The 19,667-nt window shown below is 47.6% G+C and carries 20 protein-coding genes; 16 read left to right on the top strand and 4 right to left on the bottom strand.

From position 1 onward, the window contains the following. Window positions 1-145 precede the first annotated feature (145 nt). The 6 genes from ACQ76X_RS08660 (at window position 146) to ACQ76X_RS08685 (ending at window position 8,423) form a co-directional block, all read left to right on the top strand. Window positions 146-2,878 (top strand): stalk domain-containing protein, encoded by a 2,733-nt coding sequence (locus tag ACQ76X_RS08660; protein ID WP_438493002.1) that lies wholly within the window; start codon window positions 146-148, stop codon window positions 2,876-2,878. A 57-nt stretch (window positions 2,879-2,935) separates the two neighbouring features. After that, window positions 2,936-4,093, top strand: coding sequence for a sensor histidine kinase (locus tag ACQ76X_RS08665; protein WP_438493004.1), 1,158 nt, complete (start codon window positions 2,936-2,938; stop codon window positions 4,091-4,093). 4 nt (window positions 4,094-4,097) lie between these two features. Continuing rightward, window positions 4,098-4,820 (top strand): response regulator, encoded by a 723-nt coding sequence (locus ACQ76X_RS08670; RefSeq protein WP_438493006.1) that lies wholly within the window; start codon window positions 4,098-4,100, stop codon window positions 4,818-4,820. 240 nt (window positions 4,821-5,060) lie between these two features. Continuing rightward, a complete protein-coding gene (locus ACQ76X_RS08675; RefSeq protein WP_438493007.1) occupies window positions 5,061-5,504 on the top strand; it encodes a hypothetical protein in 444 nt (147 codons plus the stop codon). Between the two features lie 94 nt (window positions 5,505-5,598). Further along, the gene (locus ACQ76X_RS08680) at window positions 5,599-7,560 is read left to right on the top strand and encodes a DEAD/DEAH box helicase (RefSeq protein ID WP_438493009.1); all 1,962 of its coding nucleotides are present in this window, start codon (window positions 5,599-5,601) and stop codon (window positions 7,558-7,560) included. Then, window positions 7,557-8,423, top strand: a complete 867-nt coding sequence (locus ACQ76X_RS08685) for a ComF family protein (protein ID WP_438493011.1) — start codon at window positions 7,557-7,559, stop codon at window positions 8,421-8,423. Before ACQ76X_RS08680 ends, ACQ76X_RS08685 begins: the two co-directional genes overlap by 4 nt. 5 nt (window positions 8,424-8,428) lie before the next feature. Here ACQ76X_RS08685 and ACQ76X_RS08690 read toward each other — a convergent pair whose 3' ends face one another. From ACQ76X_RS08690 to ACQ76X_RS08705, 4 genes are all read right to left on the bottom strand, one after another. Continuing rightward, entirely contained in the window at window positions 8,429-9,136 is a 708-nt protein-coding gene (locus ACQ76X_RS08690) for an ABC transporter permease (protein ID WP_438493012.1), read from the bottom strand. Between the two features lies 1 nt (window position 9,137). Beyond that, on the bottom strand, window positions 9,138-10,049 hold the full coding sequence (locus tag ACQ76X_RS08695; protein ID WP_438493016.1) for an ATP-binding cassette domain-containing protein: 912 nt from the start codon (window positions 10,047-10,049) through the stop codon (window positions 9,138-9,140). A 97-nt stretch (window positions 10,050-10,146) separates the two neighbouring features. After that, window positions 10,147-11,106, bottom strand: coding sequence for a sensor histidine kinase (locus ACQ76X_RS08700; protein WP_438493018.1), 960 nt, complete (start codon window positions 11,104-11,106; stop codon window positions 10,147-10,149). Beyond that, entirely contained in the window at window positions 11,103-11,810 is a 708-nt protein-coding gene (locus ACQ76X_RS08705; protein WP_438493020.1) for a response regulator transcription factor, read from the bottom strand. The genes ACQ76X_RS08700 and ACQ76X_RS08705 overlap by 4 nt, the downstream gene beginning before the upstream one ends. A gap of 168 nt (window positions 11,811-11,978) precedes the next feature. Here ACQ76X_RS08705 and ACQ76X_RS08710 point away from each other — a divergent pair, with 168 nt between their 5' ends. From ACQ76X_RS08710 to fliD, 10 genes are all read left to right on the top strand, one after another. Then, on the top strand, window positions 11,979-12,389 hold the full coding sequence (locus tag ACQ76X_RS08710; RefSeq protein WP_438493022.1) for a TIGR03826 family flagellar region protein: 411 nt from the start codon (window positions 11,979-11,981) through the stop codon (window positions 12,387-12,389). 103 nt (window positions 12,390-12,492) lie between these two features. Beyond that, a complete protein-coding gene (gene flgM, locus ACQ76X_RS08715; protein WP_038597336.1) occupies window positions 12,493-12,780 on the top strand; it encodes a flagellar biosynthesis anti-sigma factor FlgM in 288 nt (95 codons plus the stop codon). A 12-nt stretch (window positions 12,781-12,792) separates the two neighbouring features. Beyond that, window positions 12,793-13,293, top strand: a complete 501-nt coding sequence (locus ACQ76X_RS08720; RefSeq protein WP_438493023.1) for a flagellar protein FlgN — start codon at window positions 12,793-12,795, stop codon at window positions 13,291-13,293. 17 nt (window positions 13,294-13,310) lie between these two features. After that, window positions 13,311-14,891 carry a flagellar hook-associated protein FlgK gene (gene flgK, locus ACQ76X_RS08725; protein WP_438493025.1) on the top strand — a complete coding sequence of 527 codons (1,581 nt, stop codon included), beginning with the start codon at window positions 13,311-13,313 and terminating at the stop codon, window positions 14,889-14,891. Window positions 14,892-14,912: 21 nt separating this feature from the next. Beyond that, on the top strand, window positions 14,913-15,821 hold the full coding sequence (gene flgL, locus ACQ76X_RS08730; RefSeq protein ID WP_438493027.1) for a flagellar hook-associated protein FlgL: 909 nt from the start codon (window positions 14,913-14,915) through the stop codon (window positions 15,819-15,821). 85 nt (window positions 15,822-15,906) lie between these two features. Further along, window positions 15,907-16,356, top strand: a complete 450-nt coding sequence (fliW, locus tag ACQ76X_RS08735; protein WP_438493029.1) for a flagellar assembly protein FliW — start codon at window positions 15,907-15,909, stop codon at window positions 16,354-16,356. After that, window positions 16,356-16,589, top strand: coding sequence for a carbon storage regulator CsrA (csrA, locus tag ACQ76X_RS08740; protein ID WP_340896280.1), 234 nt, complete (start codon window positions 16,356-16,358; stop codon window positions 16,587-16,589). The genes fliW and csrA overlap by 1 nt, the downstream gene beginning before the upstream one ends. A gap of 222 nt (window positions 16,590-16,811) precedes the next feature. Then, on the top strand, window positions 16,812-17,579 hold the full coding sequence (locus ACQ76X_RS08745; RefSeq protein WP_438493032.1) for a flagellin: 768 nt from the start codon (window positions 16,812-16,814) through the stop codon (window positions 17,577-17,579). A 164-nt stretch (window positions 17,580-17,743) separates the two neighbouring features. Then, a complete protein-coding gene (locus ACQ76X_RS08750) occupies window positions 17,744-18,118 on the top strand; it encodes a flagellar protein FlaG (protein ID WP_438493033.1) in 375 nt (124 codons plus the stop codon). Between the two features lie 11 nt (window positions 18,119-18,129). Beyond that, window positions 18,130-19,656, top strand: coding sequence for a flagellar filament capping protein FliD (gene fliD / locus ACQ76X_RS08755; RefSeq protein WP_438493035.1), 1,527 nt, complete (start codon window positions 18,130-18,132; stop codon window positions 19,654-19,656). The last annotated feature ends 11 nt before the right edge of the window (window positions 19,657-19,667 follow it).

Below are 19,667 nucleotides of genomic sequence, written 5' to 3' on the forward strand. Positions count from 1 at the left end.
GTAATATTCGCAACTTTTTCCCATAAATTCAGTCTATTAAAGGTATAACGGGAACATAGAAAACGGTTTATAGATTTTTGAAAATAGATGTGAACCTATGGGGAAGTTTAAATTTTTAACAATGAGATGGGAGAGTTACGCTGAAATGAATGAAGTATTCAAGGACAAGAATAGCAGAGCAGATTTACGGGGAATGAAAATGTCGCCAGCTAAAAGATGGATCGCCGCTTCATTGGCAGGAGTGCTGTGGATCATGCCGGTAATCGGCAGTGAAGGGTTGCCTCATTTCGGGCCAGGAACCGCATCGTTGGCTCAAGCAGCAGCCTCTATCAAAGTAACCAAATTGGGTGAAGAGGTAATCACTTCAGGGGCAGTGATGATGAAATATAAATTCTCCACCACCCGCTCCGGCAAGAATGCGACAGGGCTCGCGGATGTAATTCGTGTAGATCTGAATAACCCCTACGTATCTCTAGACGTTATGACCGGCAAAGGCGGCAACTTGACTACGCGCCAAAGCACAGGCGGTATGGCTGCGGAAACCGGAGCAGTGGCGGCAGTTAATGGAGACTATTTCAATACAAATGGTGAAGGCGCGCCTATCGGTGGACAGGTAACGGGCGGAGTCGTTGTTTCAACGCCGTCGCAGCTTAATGGAATGTACGCCTTTGCTGTTACCAAGGACCGCAAGCCTGTGATCGACGAATATACGTTTGAAGGGCTGGTGACGGCGGAGGATGGTTCACAATTCCCGTTATCCGGCATCAACAAAGGAGCCTATACTCCGGATGGAGGCGGTTCCACATACAGCCATGCCAATGCAGCCTATGTTTATACGGATGCCTGGACAGCGCGGGAGCGGCCAAAGGACAGCTCGGCCAGCCCCACAGAGGTTCTGGTTGAAAATGATATCATTACCCAGATTTCAGAAGCCGGTAAACCTCTGGCAATAGCAGTTCCTAAAGGTGCCTATATTCTGCGGACACATGGACTAGCTTCGCAGTTTGTTACGGGGCACCTGGCTGTAGGGCAAAAGCTGGTCACAGACTATACGCTACGCTCCAAAACAACGCAGCAGGAGCTCGATCCCGCCAATCTGCAGATGATGATAGGTGGACATACGATACTGGTCAATGGCGGCCAAGCTGCGACCTTCTCGCGCTCAACCAGCAGTCTTGGCGGTTACCGTGCCCGCACAGCACTGGGGTATTCACAGGATGGACAGTATGCCTATGTTATCGCAGCCGAGAAGAATGAGAACAGTGCCGGAATGTCGCTGGCAGAGCTGCAATCCTTCATGACGAACATCGGTGTCTGGAAGGGGCTTAATCTGGACGGAGGCGGCTCTACAACGATGGTAGACCGGCCTTTGGCCGAAACCTCCACCACTCTAACGTTTAATACAGAGTATGGCAAAGAGCAGCGCAGCATTGTCAACGGGCTTGGAGTATTTACATCTGCTCCAAAAGGCGAAGTGAAAGGGATTAAAATCAGCGGCAGCCCGGTGCTTCTGATCGGACAAAAGGAAAGCTATTCTTTAAAAGGCTATGATACGTACTATAATCCAATCGATGTAGCTGCAGCAAACCCGGCTTGGGTAGCAAGCAATGGCAGTGCAAGTGTAAATACAGGGGAAGTGACCGGAGTGAAACCGGGGACAGTCACTTTGACAGCGACCAGCGGTACCGCCAGCGCGTCTACTAAGGTCACTGTTCTGGGTGGTGAAGATCTGAACGGTCTGTCTGTCGGAACGGCTACAGCGCCTCTTACGGCCGGTGCATCGGTATCCGTGCCTGTGACGGCAGCTGCCAAGAGCGGAGCGACAATTTCAGTACCGAATTCAGCACTCAAATGGGAGTTCGTCGGTTTTAAGGGCAGTGTGCAGGATGGCAAGCTCACAGTTGATTCTGTCAATCCTGGTGTGACTACCGGATATGCGATAGCCCGTTATGATGGTTTCAGCACTGCAGTTGTATTGTCGGCAGCAGCAGCTTCTACCTGGGAAGACTTTGAGAATGTAACCTATCCGATTGCCTTTACTTCCAATGTCAACACTGTAACAGGATCTGTGGGGGTTACGGCCGGCAGTGCTGAACGGGCAGGCTCCAAGGTGCTGTCGCTCAGCTATGATATGACGGCCGGCAGTGGCAAAATGTATGCCTACGCCCAATTCAATGGTACGGGCGGTAAAAGCATCCCGGCAGCAGCGACCTCAATGTCGCTTGATGTCATGGGCGATATGAGTTTAAATTGGCTGCGGGCTGAAGTAGTGGACAGCAGCGGAACTACAGCTTATATTGATTTGGCCAAAGTTATCGACTGGAACGGCTGGAAAAGCTTGAATATTGATTTGTCAGGCTCCGGAATTAAATTCCCTGCTTCCTTAAAGAGATTGTATGTGGTGAATGTAGAGGAAGGACAAGACGAGCGGGCCAAAACCGGCACCGTTGCTTTTGACAATCTTTCCTTTGTGATGCCGTCGCTTTCCAGTGAAGCCGGACTTCCGAAGGGAACCGCTGTAATGAAAATTGGTTCCAAATCCATGGCGCTGAACGGAACGGATAAACCCATTGACGTAGCTCCGGTTGTTAAGGGGGAGAGTACTTATGTGCCGATTAAATATGTGATGGACGCGTTTGGCGGCAGTGCGGGTTGGAATTCGAGCACCAAGAAGATCTTGGTATTGCGCGGTGCAAAAGTTATGGAACTTACTGTGAATAGCAAGGAATATGTGTTGAACGGGAAACGGCAGAGTGCTGAAGTAGCTCCTTTGATCCTACAGGGCAGGACTTTAGTACCTCTAAGATTGGTCTCAGAACAGCTAGGTTTGACCGTAAAATGGGAACAGAACACGAAGACCGTAACTATCGAATCGTGATATGTTAGTATAAAGGAAAGCCTTTAATACGATTCGATAGAAATGGGGCAAGCATCCGTGGAATTTCAGGCCGATGCGATAGATCGCGTCATTAAGAATACCATCGACGTGATGGAGAGCAGCAAGTATCAGATATTTGAAATATTGCAGGTTGCACGGGATGAGCTTGTTGCACTCACCAAAGAACTGCAGCGCGTTATGGAAGAAACGGATGAAACATTGCAAAAGGTAGACAAACTGGAGCTGCAGTACCACCGCTCCCGCATCCGGCTGACTGAGGTTAGCCGGGATTTTGTCCGCTACTCGGAGAAAGATATCCGGATTGCTTATGAGAAGGCGACAGAGCTTCAGCTTGAGCTCATGATGACAAGGGAAAGGGAAACCTATCTCCGGAGCAGACGGGATGAACTGCAACAGCGGGTTCGAAGTGTGGAGAACTCAGTGGAACGTGCCGAATCGATTGGTTCGCAAATGAGCGTTGTCCTGGAATATTTGTCCGGAGAACTAGGACAAGTGACTAGAATTGTCGAAACTGCGAAGAACAGGCAGATGATCGGACTAAAAATAATCCTGGCTCAAGAAGAGGAACGGAAGAGAATTGCCCGGGAAATTCATGACGGTCCCGCTCAAATGCTGGCGAATTTAGTCCTTAGGACGGAAATTGTAGAAAGAATGCTGGTAAAGCAGGAATTTGCCCTGGTGCAGGACGAAGTAATAGACTTAAAGGGACAGGTTCGATACAGCCTCGAAGAAATGCGCAAGGTGATTTTTAATTTACGTCCGATGGCTCTCGATGATTTGGGGCTGATCCCGACACTCCGTAAATACGTTCATGATTATGAGGAGAAGACGAAGATCAGAACCTCCTTTGAAACGAGGGGCAAGGAGCACAGGCTGTCTTCTGCCATGGAGGCGGCGGTGTACCGCCTGGTTCAGGAAGGCTTGTCCAATGCGGCCAAGCATGCCTTTCCCAGCTATGTGCTAGTAGAGATCACTTATCAGGCGCAGCTGATTAAGATCGTCGTAAAGGATAATGGATTAGGCTTTAATGTTAAGAAGGTAAGCGAGCAGAGCAACCGTGAAAGCTTTGGACTGGTAGGCATGCGGGAGCGGGTGGAACTGCTTGAAGGAAGAATGGAAATTTTGTCAGCGGAGAATCAGGGCACAACAATTGTAATCCACATTCCGACGAATGTGGATAAGAGAAAGGAGTAATGTGATGGAGAACACAAGTTCTGGCAAATCGCCCATTCAGGTTCTTTTGGCCGATGATCATCAATTGTTTCGTGAAGGGCTGAAACGTATTTTAAATATGGAGGATGACATTGAAGTCATTGGCGAATGCGGTGACGGCATCCAGGTGTTGGAGTTTTGCAATGTCAATAAACCGGATATCGTGCTTATGGATATCAATATGCCTATCGAGAACGGTGTGGAGGCTACTCAAAAGCTGCGTGAAATGTTCCCCGAAGTCAAGGTTATTATTTTGTCGATTCATGATGATGAAAGCTATGTATTTGAAACACTGCGCAAGGGTGCCAATGGCTATTTGCTGAAGGATATGGAGGCAGAGTCGCTTATTAACGCCATTCGTTCCGTCTGTGAAGGCCATGCATTTATCCATCCCAAGGTTACGGGCAAGCTGATTAATCAGCTGCGGCGCATGACCTATCTCAATGAGACGGGAGCAATGACCGAAACGGCCGTTAAGGAAGCAGGCGTCAAATTCGTCGCAGGCGACAACAATCCATTGACCCGGCGCGAGGCAGAGGTACTGCGGCTGATGGCCGAAGGCAAGAGTAATAAGATGATCGGAGAGTACCTCTTTATTAGCGAGAAGACCGTTAAGAACCATGTCAGCAGTATTTTGCAAAAAATGGAAGTTGACGACCGTACTCAAGCAGTCATTAATTCTATCAAATACGGCTGGGTAACCCTATAACAGGCTTAACCTTAACTGAACGTTTTGGAGAATCCCAATGATCCGGAACAACATTACATAACAGACTGCAGCGATTCAGCTGTAATCAAACGTATTGTTTCAGTGCGCAGTTATATTCGATTTGGCAAAACGCTGATGTAAATATGTACCCGGCTATACCCAGTCTTGTTGGAACCATGGGCAGGCACCGACCTTTTAACTCCGGCATATAGTGTCGGTATACAGAGGAGGTGCATCTCCATGGTAGCCCAGTTAATCTGGATTGCGGTTATATACGGATCCGCAGTTGTCCTTGTTCATATTTTGCGCAACCGGGAACTGACCCGGCAGACGGCACGTTCTGGGAAGCGGCTGCATTATATTCTCATTACCCGTAATCATGAAGCTGTTGTCGAGTGGTATATCCGGGTAATCGGTATTCATGCTTTTCTGACCGGAAAGTTATTTCGGGTGACAGTAATGGACGATGATTCAAGTGATGCTACGATAGCTGTGGCTTCCAGGTTGGCTTGCAGCGGTTCTTCCATTGATGTGGCCCGGTTCATGCACAATCGTAGCTTACAGGCAGAAAGCCCGTTACAGCAGGGTATACTGGTCGATTTGCGGTTTCCCGGCACAACTGCTCCGCTGCCGTTTATGCGGATGCCGGAAAGCGGGGGATATCAATCAGAGCGCGGCGAATGAGAACTAAATACGCAAGAATCGGGTGAAGCACACTCTCCATGAATGGAGTGGTGTGCTTTTTTGTGTCTCAGGATAAATTAAGGAGGGATTGCGGATGAGGGTTGCCCTATATGCTGTGAAGGATAAGGAACGCTGGCACCTGTGGGTTTCGCTGAATATCCAGGTAGACAATGTCTGGTGGAGCGGGGCGGGAGGTGAAGGCTGGAATGGACAGTCTGCGGACAAACGGGTATTGCTTTCTGCGGATCTACCGCTCGGTTGGGCAGTCAAACTTCGTGACAATGTCAAACCTGTGAAGGGCATGCAGGAATGGACGGAAGAACATTGGGCTGGTTATCTGGCTAATCTATTGCAGGCTGAGATTAATGGGGAGCGGGAAGCGGGGGGCGAATGGAAGAACAGTACCCAGGTTCATCCAACCGCCAGTTTTAAGGAGCGGACTGAGCGTTTTGCACTCAGCGCGCAGGCGGATCGTTTAGTGGAGGCGCTGTCCGGCCGGTCTTTGCTGCAGTCTGAAGTTGAAGCGCTACTGGAGGAGAAGGATCCGGAACTGGCAAACACTTGGCAAGCTGCAGCGCAGCTCGCACATTTGCAGGGGCGGCTGAAGCTTGAGGCCGCTTGCAGCAGGGAACTGGGTGGTGCTACATGGAGAGAGAGCGAAGGCAAGGATGTCCGTGCGCGGCTGCCTAACGCAAGCAGCCTCCTGCGTGCGGCGGCGCTTCGCCTGCCGCGGCTCCGCTTGCCCCTGCGCGGCGCTGTCGCCCGCCGCGCGGACATGCGCTGCCTGCGCTGCGGCAGCGCCGCCACCGGCCGCACGGCATGCGCCGCGTGCGGCCTCGCCGGCTGCGCCTACTGCGAGGCCTGCCTCGCGCTCGGGCGCAGCCGGGCCTGCGCGCTGCTGCTGCGCAGCGCGGCCCTTCCGGCCGTACGGTGTACGGCCGGTGTCAGTCCCACCGTAGCAGCGCGCCGGTGGGGACTGAGCAGCGCGCAGGCGGGAGCCGCCGGCGCTGCACTGGGGTTCCTGGCGGAGCCGCGCCAGCGCTCCGCCGCCCAGGGCCCAGAGCGGTTCCTGCTCTGGGCGGTTACAGGAGCGGGAAAGACGGAGATCACTTTCCCGCTCCTGGAGGCGGTGCTACGCGCCGGGGGACGCGTGCTGATAGCGACACCGCGGCGCGACGTCGTACTGGAGCTGGCTCCGCGGCTGGGCCGGGCGTTCCCGGACAGGACGCTCTCCGTGCTATACGGCGGCAGTCCGGACCGCTGGGGCCAGAGCCAGATGGTGCTGGCGACCACCCATCAGCTGCTGCGTTTTCATCAGAGCTTTGATCTGGTCATTATTGACGAGCTGGATGCGTTTCCCTACATAAATGATCCAATGCTGGCCTTTGCTGCCGAGCATGCGTGCAAGCCGGATGGCCGTTTTATCTATTTGTCGGCGACGCCGCCACCGGAGCTGCAGCGCCAAGCGCATAGCGGCAGACTTCCGCATGCCAGAGTACCTGTGCGTTTTCATGGTCATCCCCTGCCCGTACCGCAGCATCTGACCATGGCGCCGGTACAGCTATGCTTGAAGCGCAGAACTCTGCCCGGGAAGCTTAAGAAGGCGCTGGGCAGGTCTTTTGCCCGGGAAGCGCAAATATTTGTGTTTGTGTCGCGGATTTCCCATATTGCCGGACTGCTGTCACTTCTGCGCCGGAGTTTTCCGGGCAAGACCATTGAAGGCACCTCATCCCAGGATCCGGAAAGAGCAGAGAAGGTGGCCGGATTCCGCAGCCGGGCAATCTCCCTGCTGGTGACAACTACGATTCTTGAACGGGGAGTGACAGTCCCGCGAAGCGATGTGTTTATTCTGGATGCTGACAGTGGTCTGTTCGATGAGGCCTCACTTGTCCAGATGGCAGGCCGGGCAGGGAGGTCGAAGGACGATCCAGGCGGATCGGTGATCTTTTTATCTTCTCAGTGGACAAGGTCACAGCGCGGAGCCATTTCGCAGATTCGGACAATGAATGCCATTGCCCGCAGGCAAGGGTTGATAAGCAAGGAGAGATGGATATGAAATTCTCACGCTTAAGGCTGGCAAATGTTCGATCCTTATTTGCCCCTTCCCTGCAGCAGTGCCTGATCTGCGGGAAACACAGCCAGCCCGCAACAGAACTGCCTGGAATCTGTGCGGGCTGTGAAGCGGCTATTCCCTGGATTCGCTGTCCACGCTGCAGTAAATGCGGACGCCATGTCGGCTGTCCCGATTGTACCCGCAGCAGCGAGCCAGGTCCAATTGTGTGTAACCGCAGTGCGGTTGCTTATACGAGTGTGATGCGTGAGATTCTGGGACGGTACAAATATCGCGGCGATGAGAAGCTGGCTTCAATGCTTGGCCTGATGCTGGACAGGGCATATTCCATTCTGAAGGAAGAACGGGAGCAGCTAATGCACAGCAGCCGTCCGGTGCAGAGCAGATTCTCAAACACCACACTTCCTGCCAGAAAAAACGAGCGGAATCGCTTCTGGCAGGCCGACTTGCTGGTTCCTGTTCCTGTCAGTGACTCCCGGCTCGTGGAGAGAGGGTTCAACCAGGCCGAGCGGCTGGCGGAGATTATATCCCGGCGCAGAGGGATACCACAGCTCCCGCTGCTGATCCGTACCCATCATACCGGCAAACAGAGTTTTAAGACCCGGGCAGAGCGGCTGGCAGATATGAAGCACGCTTTTGCCGCTAGCCGAGATTCTAAAGTTCTGTCAAGTTTTGAAGATCTGTTGGAATCATTGAATCCGCAGGACCGGCCTTTGCAGATTATCATTGTTGATGATATTTATACCACAGGAAGCACCATACGTGCGTGCGCGGAAACGGTAATCCGGCTAAGCGCGAGTTTGGGCTGCACTGCGGAAATATACAGCCTGACCTGGGCCAGATCTTAGAACGGTCATTTCACTTCCATTTTGAAGGTATGCGTGAGCAGCGCAGCCAGTGAGACCGGGAACACAATTACAATCAGCATTACGATCTTTCCGGTCTCGATGGTTCCAATACCGGATACATAGGGAGCAGCCACCACGGAAAAAGGCGAATACCAAAAAAATTTGCTGCCGCTGAGTCCAAGGCTAAGATTAGTAATCGTAGCGGCTACTGCCACCAGCACGGGTACAAGCAGTGAGCGGCTGAGCTGGCTGAGCAGAGCGAACAGAGGCAGAACCGCAAGCTGACCCAGCAGGAACAGCCCTGCGCGAGCCAATTGATCGTTCAACAGTTCTGTAGGCAACGGCTCTCCTTTAAAAATCCAAATGGTAATATACATCCCTATAAACTCAATAAACGTGCTGACCAATAAAATCAGGAAAGCTATGAATAGTTTGGTGAAAATAATCGACATTCTGGAGCGTGGATAAGTGTATAACACGGAAGCCGTAAAATCTGTATATTCCTTGGAGATGATCTGACTGGCTATTAGAGCTATCCAAAGGGTTACCATCATGAATGGATACATCAGCTTTTCATTCGAGAGATAGCCTTCCCAAGACATTGGCTCTCCGAGGCGCATTACCATAAACAACAATGGGCCAAACAGGCTTACTGCGGGGAGAGGCCAGAAGAGCGGCGATTTTCGGAACTTGAGCCATTCACAGTACAGCATGTTAGTTCAGCTCCTTTTGGCTGGTGACATGAATGAAGAAATCCTCGAGTGAGTCGGCGCGGATGGCCAGCTCTTTCACTTCAATCCCGTGCACCACCAGCTGGCGGTTGATTTCACCGCTGTAGTCGAAGCCCTCGTACAAGCGGAGCACCCCCTTTTCCCACACCTGGAACTTGTGAATTCCAAGCTGGTGCTCCAATAGCACGGCCGTCTGCTGATCATCGTCTACTTTAAGCTCAAGATAGTGGCGGTTTTTGCCCTGGATCTCTTCGTAATCCAACTGCTCAATGAGTTTGCCTTTATGCATAATACCGATCCGGTTGGCCATAAGCTCGATTTCGCCCAAAATATGACTGGAGATCAGCACGGTCAATTCCCGCTTCTTCTGCAGGTCTACAATAAGCTCGCGGGTATCCTTAATGCCAAGGGGGTCAAGCCCATTAATCGGCTCATCCAGGATGAGCATGTCCGGGCGATGCATGAGTGAACGGGCAATGCCGAGGCGCTGGCGCATGCCGAGTGAGAGCTGTTTTGCTTTTTTATGTGCGGCCTGCTGCAGACCGACCAGCTTCAGATGCTCCATCACGGATTCCCTCTCGGGAATGCCGCTCATCCGGCGGTGAATTTCAAGATTCTCGGCGGCTGTCAGATGTGGATAGAATCCCGGAGTTTCGATAATAGAGCCAATCCGGCTGTAAAGCGTTCTGTGCAGCGGATTGCCAAGCCATTCGATGCTGCCTGAGGTAGGCTGGATTAATCCCAAAAGCATGCGCAGAGTTGTAGTTTTGCCGGTTCCGTTCTGGCCGAGAAGACCATAAATATCACCTTGGCGCACGGTCAGGTTCAAATTTTCAACCACAGCCGCATTTCGGTAGTGCTTGCTTAAGTCACGGGTTTGCAGAATAGGAATCATTGAATGTCTCTCCTCAGTAAAGGTATGGACTCAGCTTAGAGGAATACCCTTACTTAACTATGACTTAATTCTTACTTTTTCTTTAATATTCCATAATTCAGAGAGAGGAAGCCTTAGGCAGCTGTAAAATAAAAGAGGTGCGTTCCCCTGGTATCGAAGCGGCATGGAGACTTCCCCCCTGCTTGAGCGCCAGCTGTCTGGCTATCGTGAGTCCCAAGCCGCTGCCGCTGCTGCCGGATGTGCGTGCGGGTTCAAGCGTGTACGTTCTTTCGAAAATAAGCTTCAAGTTCCCCGGTGAAATCCCCGGTCCGTTATCCCAGATTTCAAGCGAAATGTGATCCTCCGTTTCGGTGAGCCGAGCCCCGATCTTTCCGGAGGAAGCACCGTGCCGCAAGCTGTTGGACAGCAAATTGCCTACGATGCGTTCCACGGCCATGCTATCGCCAAGCGCATACAAGCGTTTTTCCGGAATCTCCACAACAGGCTCCAGGGACAGGTTGAGAAAAATAGGATAGAGGCCGACCAGCATTTCCTTGGTCAATCTGTTCATGTCAATGGGGACGTTTTGCAGGGGGAGATCCCCGGCTTCAATCTTCGCCAATTGAAAAAACTGATCCAGCAGCTCATACATCGAGCGTGATTTTTTATAAGCGATGTTCATGAATTGTTTCTGCTCCGCACCGCTCAGATTCTCATCGGTTTGCAGTACCTCCAAATAGCCCATCACAGAGGTCAACGGGGTGCGTAAATCATGTGAGATATTCGATACCAGCCGTTTATGCGCGTCCTCTGCTTGCCTTGTACGGGATTCAGCATTTTGCAGACGATCCAGAAGACTGTTAATGCTGGAAGCTAACTTGCGAAGTATAGGGTTTTCGCTAAAGGTCCGAACTCGCTCATTGGGCAGAGTTTGTCCAGGTTCTGTGAAGGTAGTCTTGTTCAAAAGAAACTCATGGACATGATTCAGTTCGCGATGAAGCCGCAGTAAGCGGAAGGCAAGGACAATGGCCAACAGGACAGCAAGCATCAGGCTGATAAGAAGGACAAGAACCGTCATGCTTCACCCCATTTGTAGCCCATTCCCCAGACTGTGATGATATGCCGGGGGAGGGAAGGATCCTCTTCAATTTTGGAGCGCAATCTGCGGATGTGTACAGAAATGGTGTTTTCTGCACCCGCACCTGCATAATCTTCACCCCAGATTCGGGTATATAGATTTTCCCGGGTGAACACTTTTTTGGGATGAGAGGCCAGCAAATAGACGATTTGAAATTCCGTGGCCGTCAGACCGAGGGAGACACCGTTTTGCAGGACTGAGCATTGCTCGGGATCAATTAGAAGATCGCCGCAGGAGATGTATGGATTGCTTTGTTCAAGTAGGGGATCGGCTGAAAAATCAATATACCGCCGGATAAGCGCCTTAGCACGGGCTATTAATTCAAAGATACTGAAAGGCTTAATGATATAGTCATCAGCTCCGCTGCCGAGACCGATGATTTTATCCGTTTCCCCGTCTTTGGCGGTCATAATTAGCACGGGCACGTAGCTGACCGCACGGATTCTTCTCAGCACCTCCAGTCCATCCATACCTGGCAGCATCAGATCGAGCAATACAAGCTGAAAAGGGCCGTTGCTCTCAAAAGCTGCCTTTGCCTCAAGACCGTTCCCGATCCGTATGCATTCCATGCCTTCCTTATGAAAATATCGTTCGAGCAGTCCGGAAATTTCCTGATCATCTTCAATGACAAGAATACGAATCATGTGATTTCTCCTTTGATATGACCGTTTAGCATATTTTTTGCTATTATAATATAATTAAAGCGATTTTTTAGCCGATACTAATCATAGACGGAATTTCAGCTATCATGTAATCTAGAGCATAAGACGTGAATTCACTGTAAAGAATGTAAGAAGGGAGCCGCTGCCGAAATGAATTTAGACAATTGTCCAAAGTGCGGCCGGTTATATGTCAAAAATATCATGGACCTGTGCCAGTCCTGTCTCAAAGAGCTTGAACATCAATATGAAATCTGCGTAGAATATCTGCGCAAAAACAGAGGCACCAATATTCAGGAGCTGTCCGATGCTACGGAGATTCCGATCAAGGAAATCACCCGTTTTATTCGCGAAGGCCGAATTTCCATAGCAAATGCGCCTAATATGATGCTGCCGTGCGAAGTGTGTGGAACCTTGATCCGTGAAGGTCATATGTGCGACAGCTGCCGCTCCCGTCTGACGAAAGATCTTGCGAATGCTGCTAAAGAAAGTGCTGCTGCGGAACCTGTTAAGAAGTCATCTGACGGTGCCTACCGGGCAGTAGATAAGCTCCGCGGTATATAAATTCTGTAAAAAAACGTTTGCAGCTATAAAGAATGTTTCAACGTAGGCCGATAAACTTAGTAAAGATTATCGGCTTTTTTATATCAAAAGGAAGGTGGAAGTTATGAAAATTAACGAGACCGGACGAATTAATGCGATTAATCCGTATCAACGCAGTGCGGAATCGCAAAGGCAGGAACAAATGAAGAAGAGTACGCGTAAAGATGAGGTTTCTATTTCCGACGAAGCTATTAAGCTCTTGCAAGCCCAGAACAGCGGCAAGGTTGATGCAGAACGCGCACTTAAGATTGACAGCTTGAAGCAACAGGTCTCCGCAGGTACCTATGAAGTAGACGCAGCCAAACTCGCAGAGAAACTCGCCCCTTATTTTAAGCAATCCTCCGAGAATTAGGTGAACCCATCCATGACACTTACACCATTGTTAGAATCCTTGGAACGGCTGGATGAAGTACATGTTCATATGCTTGCTCTGGCCGATTTTAAGAGGCAGACCATTAAGGAAAACAAGGTAGAAGATCTTATCAAGATTCTCAACAAGGAATCTAAGCAATTAAAGCTGATCGAACAGCTGGAAGAAGAGCGGGGGCAAGCGGCGTATGCTTTTTTGCGGGGGGTCGGGATAAATTCCAACCTGAACCTCAATCTGACCGAACTATCCCGGCTCGTGTTTGATCTGGAAGACAAACACAAACTGCTGGAGCTCCAGAAGAAGCTTTCAGGAACCTTGCAGAAGCTTAAAGAAGCAAATACGCTGAACCAGCAGTTGCTGCAACAAGCGCTCTCGTATATAGATTTTTCGATTGAAAGCATGTCTTATTATTCTGAGACAGAAGCTACTTATCATCATCCGGCGGGAAAATTAGCTGGGGTGCAACGCTCCGGACTTTTTGATTCTCGGGCCTAATTTTGGAGGAGTAAAAGATGACTTCAACTTTTCACAGTATTGAAACCGCCAAACGAAGCCTGAATACACAAACGGCAGCGTTAAATACAACAGGACATAACATCGCCAACGTAAATACGGAAGGCTACTCAAGACAGGTTGTGAAGATGCAAGCCTCGCTTTCAATGGAAGCTTATGGATTCTTGCGCTCAACAGCAGCCGGTCAGATGGGTGCTGGGGTCGAATTCACATCGATTGAACGGGTGAGACAGAGTTTTCTGGATGATCAATTCCGCAATGAAAGCTCAAATTCAGGCAGCTGGGATGTCAGATTCGATACCCTGCAAAAGCTTGAATCTATTGTGAATGAGCCATCAGATACTGGTATTCGCAAGGTTCTGGATAATTTCTGGAGTGCCTGGTCTGATCTAAGTCAGGACCCGGAGAATATTACCAACCGTAAGATTATCAAAGAAACGACCCAGGCGCTTACAGATGCAATGAATCAAATCAGCACCCAGTTGGATGCCTTGACCTCTGACCTGACCAGTAATGTTTCTCTCAAAACTACAGAAATTAATTCTTTATTGCAGACTGTAGCAGATCTTAATAATAACATTACCAAACTGGAAGGTTTGGGAGATAATCCGAATGACCTGAGGGATCAGCGTGACTTGGCGATCGATAAGTTGTCCAAGCTTGCCAATGTTCAAGTCACCCAGCTAAACGATGGCTACCAAGTCACTTTAGGCGGACAATTGGTCGTAACCGGTGATCAGGTCACAGCTGTGACAACAGAGAGTCTAAAGGCTGCTTACGACGGCGGGACATTGAATGGCGGCGAAGTCTATGGGATGTTCATGTCCAGAGATAAATACGTCTCCGATTATAAGGTCCAGATGGACCAGTTAGCCAATACCCTTGCTAATGGTGACATTGAAATCACCTTGCCTGCCGGAACAGTTTTACCTGAAGGTACTGTCCTGAATACCGGAGCCAATAACACACCTGTTACATATTCGAATGCGAATAATAACCGGACGATAACAGCGGACACCAAAGTAACCGTCAAAGGAATTAATGGACTGCTGCAATTAGGTTACACTGTGAGCGGCACAACACCGGAGAAGGGGCTCGCACTCTTTACTTCCAAAGATAGTGGAGCAATCACAGCGGGCAATATTACGCTTAATCCGTTAATTGCAACCGACCCTAACAAAATCTCCACATCCATGCGTGTCACTGGGGTTGGCACCACCAACGAGAAGGTTGTTATCGGAAATAACGATATGGCATTAGCTATGGCAGGACTAAAGACAGCCAAATTTGACTTTGGAGCTGCTTTGTCTACACCAGGCACAGTTGATGATTATTTCAGCTCTATAGTAGGACAACTGGGTGTTCAGACACAGGAAGCTGAACGTCAAGCCAAGAATGCGGAACAGCTGACAGAGCAGGTAGCGTTGAATCGTGCTTCAGTCAGTGGAGTATCGCTGGATGAAGAAATGACAGATCTGATCAAGTTTCAGCATGCGTACAGCGCAGCTTCCCGGTTCATGACCACGTTTGATGAGCTCCTTAACAAACTAATTAACGGAACAGGCCGAGTAGGTCTCTAATCTACGGAAGGAGGTACATCAATGTCTATACGCGTAACTCAAGGAATGATGAGTATGCAGACGCTCAGCAATCTGAACAGAAATAACAGCACTAGAAGTGATCTGTCCAATCAGGCCTCCACCGGCCGCAAGATCAATAAGCCTTCCGATGACCCGGTGGGTGTGACATACTCACTTCGTTACAGAGCGGAGCTTGCTTCTAATGAGCAATTCCAGAGCAATGCTGACGCAGCCGTGAGCTGGCTTGATTTTACGGATACAACCATGCAGCAGGCAACAAATGTGATGAAACGGATGAAAGAATTAACGATACAAGGATCTAATGGAACACTACCTCAATCCGGCCGAGATGCAATTAAGTTGGAAATTCAGCAATTAAAAGAACAAATGGGCAATATTGGTAATGCTCAAATAAGAGGAAAGTATATTTTTAATGGTCAAAATTATGATAAGGTTCCATATGAGTTATCTGGCACAGTAACGAGTTTTTCTCAAATTGATACGGATTCTGGTTCGGTTAATTATGCCATTGGTGATCAATCGACATTCCAAGTGAATACTCCAGGTAACGATTTTTTTGGGAAATCTACGGATGCTGATAACGTTTATAAAGTAATGGATAATTTAATAGCTGCACTTGCAAGCGGTGATACGTCACAAGTAGCCGCACAAACTGCTAATATGGACTCGAGAACTAATAAAATGCAGTCTGCTCTGTCTGAAGTGGGAGCGAGGACAAATCGAGTGGAATTGGTTCAGGCCCGGTTAGATGACCGTAATTTAAATTTAACTACGCTGCAGTCCAAGGTAGAGGATGCAGATATTGCCGAAGTGTTAATTAAGTCAACAACTGCTCAGACTATTTATGAGGCTGCTTTAAAATCTTCAGCTCAAATATTACAACCATCGCTAATGGATTTTATGAGATAGACTTGATTCTTTGAAACCGAAATGAGAAGCTATGGACAAAGCAGTCCATAGCTTCTTTTGTTAATATCCCAAGGAGGATGAGAGAATGACATCAGACCACGTACATCATGAGGGAGCAAATTTAACTATAACACCCATATATTCATTTCCAAAAGGATTGCCAGGTTTTGATCAGTTGAAAGAGTTTTTACTTCAGGAGCACAACGAGGTATTCAGCTTATTAAGCGCTGTAGACCAACCAGAGATTAGTTTTATTATGGTTAATCCATTTGATTTTATACCAGATTACGAATTTTCCCTGTCTGATGATACGATGTTGGATATAGAAGTCAACAATCCCGAACAAGTTGCAGTGCGTTGTATCGTGACATGGCATAGTGAGCGAGAGAAGATAACGATTAATTTGCTAGCCCCTCTTATCTTTAATGTTGAATCTTTTAAAGCCAAACAAATTGTATTACAGAATACCATATATACTACTAAACATCCTTTGTGGTCAGAGTCTGAAATAGATGGTGAAGGCGGTGATTCCTGATGCTGGTGCTCACACGAAGAAAAGGGGAGTCTATTGTTATCCAGAATGATATCGTGATTACAGTGCTCTCTGTTGAAGGCGACGTCGTAAAAGTTGGAATCTCTGCTCCGAGGGATATTGATATCTATCGAAAAGAGATTTTCGAAGCTATCCAGCAGAATAACCAAAGTGCAGCTATGGATTTGGAAAAAATAAAGAATGTTATGTCAGATCTCGATGGAACAAACAAATAATAATCATCAGAGATTGAGAAGTATGCATTGATTTGGTATGAATTCCTCTACGGATTAAAAATAATTACTAAAGTCAAAAAAAAAATGATATTGACTATAAACAATGCTACCCGTTAAGTCGATATATAATTTAGAGCGGTAATTCTTCAGGGCGGCCGACCTGTGAAGACGCTAATACCACATGGATGTGGGAATAAAACCATTTCAGGGAGGAAATATCAAATGATTATCAATCACAATCTACCGGCTTTTAACACACACCGTAACATGGGTCTGAATAATGCTGCAGCAAGTAAGAACATGGAGAAATTGTCTTCGGGTCTGAAAATCAACCGTGCCGCTGACGATGCTGCAGGTCTCTCCATCTCCGAAAAAATGCGCGGTCAAATTCGCGGTTTGGAACAGGCACAACGTAACGTTCAAGACGGTATCTCATTCGCTCAAACAGCTGAAGGTGCAATGAACGAAGTTTCCTCCATGCTGACTCGTATGAAAGAATTGAATGTACAAAAACTCAATGGTACTTATGGTGCTGGCGATAAATCTAATATCAATGCTGAATTGAATCAATTAGGTTCGCAAATTGATAGCATCATGTCTAAAACTACATTCAACGGAATCAAAATTACTTCTAATGTTAGTGTACAGGCTGATGACAGTAAATTTACAATTGCTATCGCTGGTGTAGCAACATCTGGCTTTACTGGTCTTAAATCTACAACTGTTCTCTCTAACGTAAGTGTTGCTATTGAAAAAGTTGCAACTCAACGGGCTAACCTCGGTGCTGTACAAAACCGTCTGGAATACACTTCCAACAACCTGGGGACTACTGTTGAGAACTTGACAGCCTCCGAATCCCGTATCCGTGATACTGATATGGCTAAGGAAATGGTTGCTCTCTCCAAGAACAACATCTTGCTGCAAGCATCCCAATCTATGTTGGCTCAAGCTAACTCCGCTCCACAGGGCGTATTGTCCCTGCTTCGTTAATTTTTACTTTAAGCATTTCATTCAAAGATCCTGCATTTGCAGGGTCTTTTTTTTTGTTATTTCATAAACATTTCAACAGGTTGACCGATATATAAAGTAACAGCTTGGGATTATTAACCGGACAATATTATGTAGATAACCTAGAGACAAGCGAGGGATTAGATATGGACTCATGGATTTCTGCCAGTTCAGGAGTAGGTGCACAGGTACAACATCCGGGTTTTGGAAAAAAAGATGTTGTTATGAGTGATGACCCGGCATCATCTATAGCACAGAAGACAACCCAATCTGTGAGTACAGGGGATAGCCAAAAGTCACATGAACAACTAGTTGCAGAACTGCAAAAAGCAATTGATGCCATCCAAGGGCCGCAAAAGTCACTGGAGATCTCTGTACATGAAAAAACGCATGCCATTATGATCAAAGTACTTAACAAGGAGACAGGCGAGTTAATACGCGAAGTGCCACCAGAAAAAATTCTGGATTTAGCAGCACGGATGATGGAGATAACAGGAATAATTGTTGATAAAAAAGTATAAGGAGGCGCTTTATGGTTACAAGAATTAGCGGATTAGCTTCAGGGATGGATATTGACTCTATAGTAAAAAAATTAATGACAGCAGAAAGTGCACCCCTCAATAAATTAAACCAACAAAAACAACTGATGGAGTGGAAGCGTGATAACTATCGTCAAACCAGTGTTAAGCTGGTTTCATTCCTCCAAGATAAACTAGATACGTTAAGTAAAAGCAGCTCCCTCAGTGCACAAAAAGCTACTACGACAGGTAATACAACTTCTGTTAGTGCTATTGCTACACCCTCAGCTAGTGGTTCCCTTGAGGTCACAGTTACTTCATTGGCTACGGCTGCTAGAATAACCTCCTCAGCACCCCCTACCAAAAGTGATGCAACAACCACTGATTGGGGAAATGTTAAACTATCAGCAATTACAGGTTCTGGTATTGATTCCAATAGTACTGCCAAAGTTGCAGTTACAATTGGTGGCGCCAGTATCGAAATAGATCCCCAGACCGAAACTTTAAGTTCTTTTGTTAAAAAGATCAATGACAGTACAACTGCTGGTGTATCTGCTCTGTATGATTCTGCAACTGGTCAAGTATCCATAACAAGCAAGAGCACTGGGGTACAGGGCAATGCTATTAAGTTAGATGGAGCTGGAGCAGCAGTATTTACAGCATTAAAGTTGAATAGCTCATTTTTAAGTGGAGGGGCAGATGCTAAGCTTAATGTTAATGGCATGGAGATTACCCGTTCGACTAACAGTTTTACTATGAATGGCGTTCAACTGACGCTTAATAGCGGCAGTGGAGGGGTCTCTACTAAAATTGAAGTGAACAAAGACGTTGATACACTTGTTTCTGCTGTAAAAGGTTTTGTGGATGCATATAATGAAGTTTTGACCTTTATGAATAGCAAAGTTAGTGAGGAACGTTATACCAAGTACACACCTCTTACTACTGAACAAAGAAAGGATATGTCCGATTCCGAAGCTGAGCTTTGGGACTCTAAGGCAAAGAGCGGAATGCTCAAAAATGATAGTATTTTAACCTCAGCAATCTCAAGCATGCGAACAGCAATCGTAGAAGGAGTTCAGCTAGCTGACGGTTCGAAAATAGACTTTACTCAGTTGGGTATAACAACGGGAACCTATGAAACTAAAGGTAAATTAAGTCTGAATACGGATAAGCTGAAAACAGCATTAGAAAAAAATCCAGATATAATTAATAATTTTCTGGGGAAAAACTATTCAATTTCATCTTTGAATAACACATATACATCAGATGATGGTATATTAGCGCGTATGAAGAAAATCTCTAATTCAACACTTGTGAAATTAGCTGAAACTGCAGGTACATCTAAGATTAGCTCTGATTTAACAGCATCTTTCATGAGTACTAGTATGATGGGGGAAACACTGACTAGCTTGGATAAAAGGATTAGCGAACTTACAGCTAAATTAACAATGAGGGAAACGAACTATTACAAAAAGTTTACAGCAATGGAAACAGCCATAAGTAAGTACAATAATATATCATCAAGTCTAATAAGCTCTTAATAATAAGGGGG

Origin of the sequence: Paenibacillus sp. IHBB 3054, assembly GCF_051594305.1 — a bacterium.
Lineage (GTDB): Bacteria > Bacillota > Bacilli > Paenibacillales > Paenibacillaceae > Paenibacillus_AQ.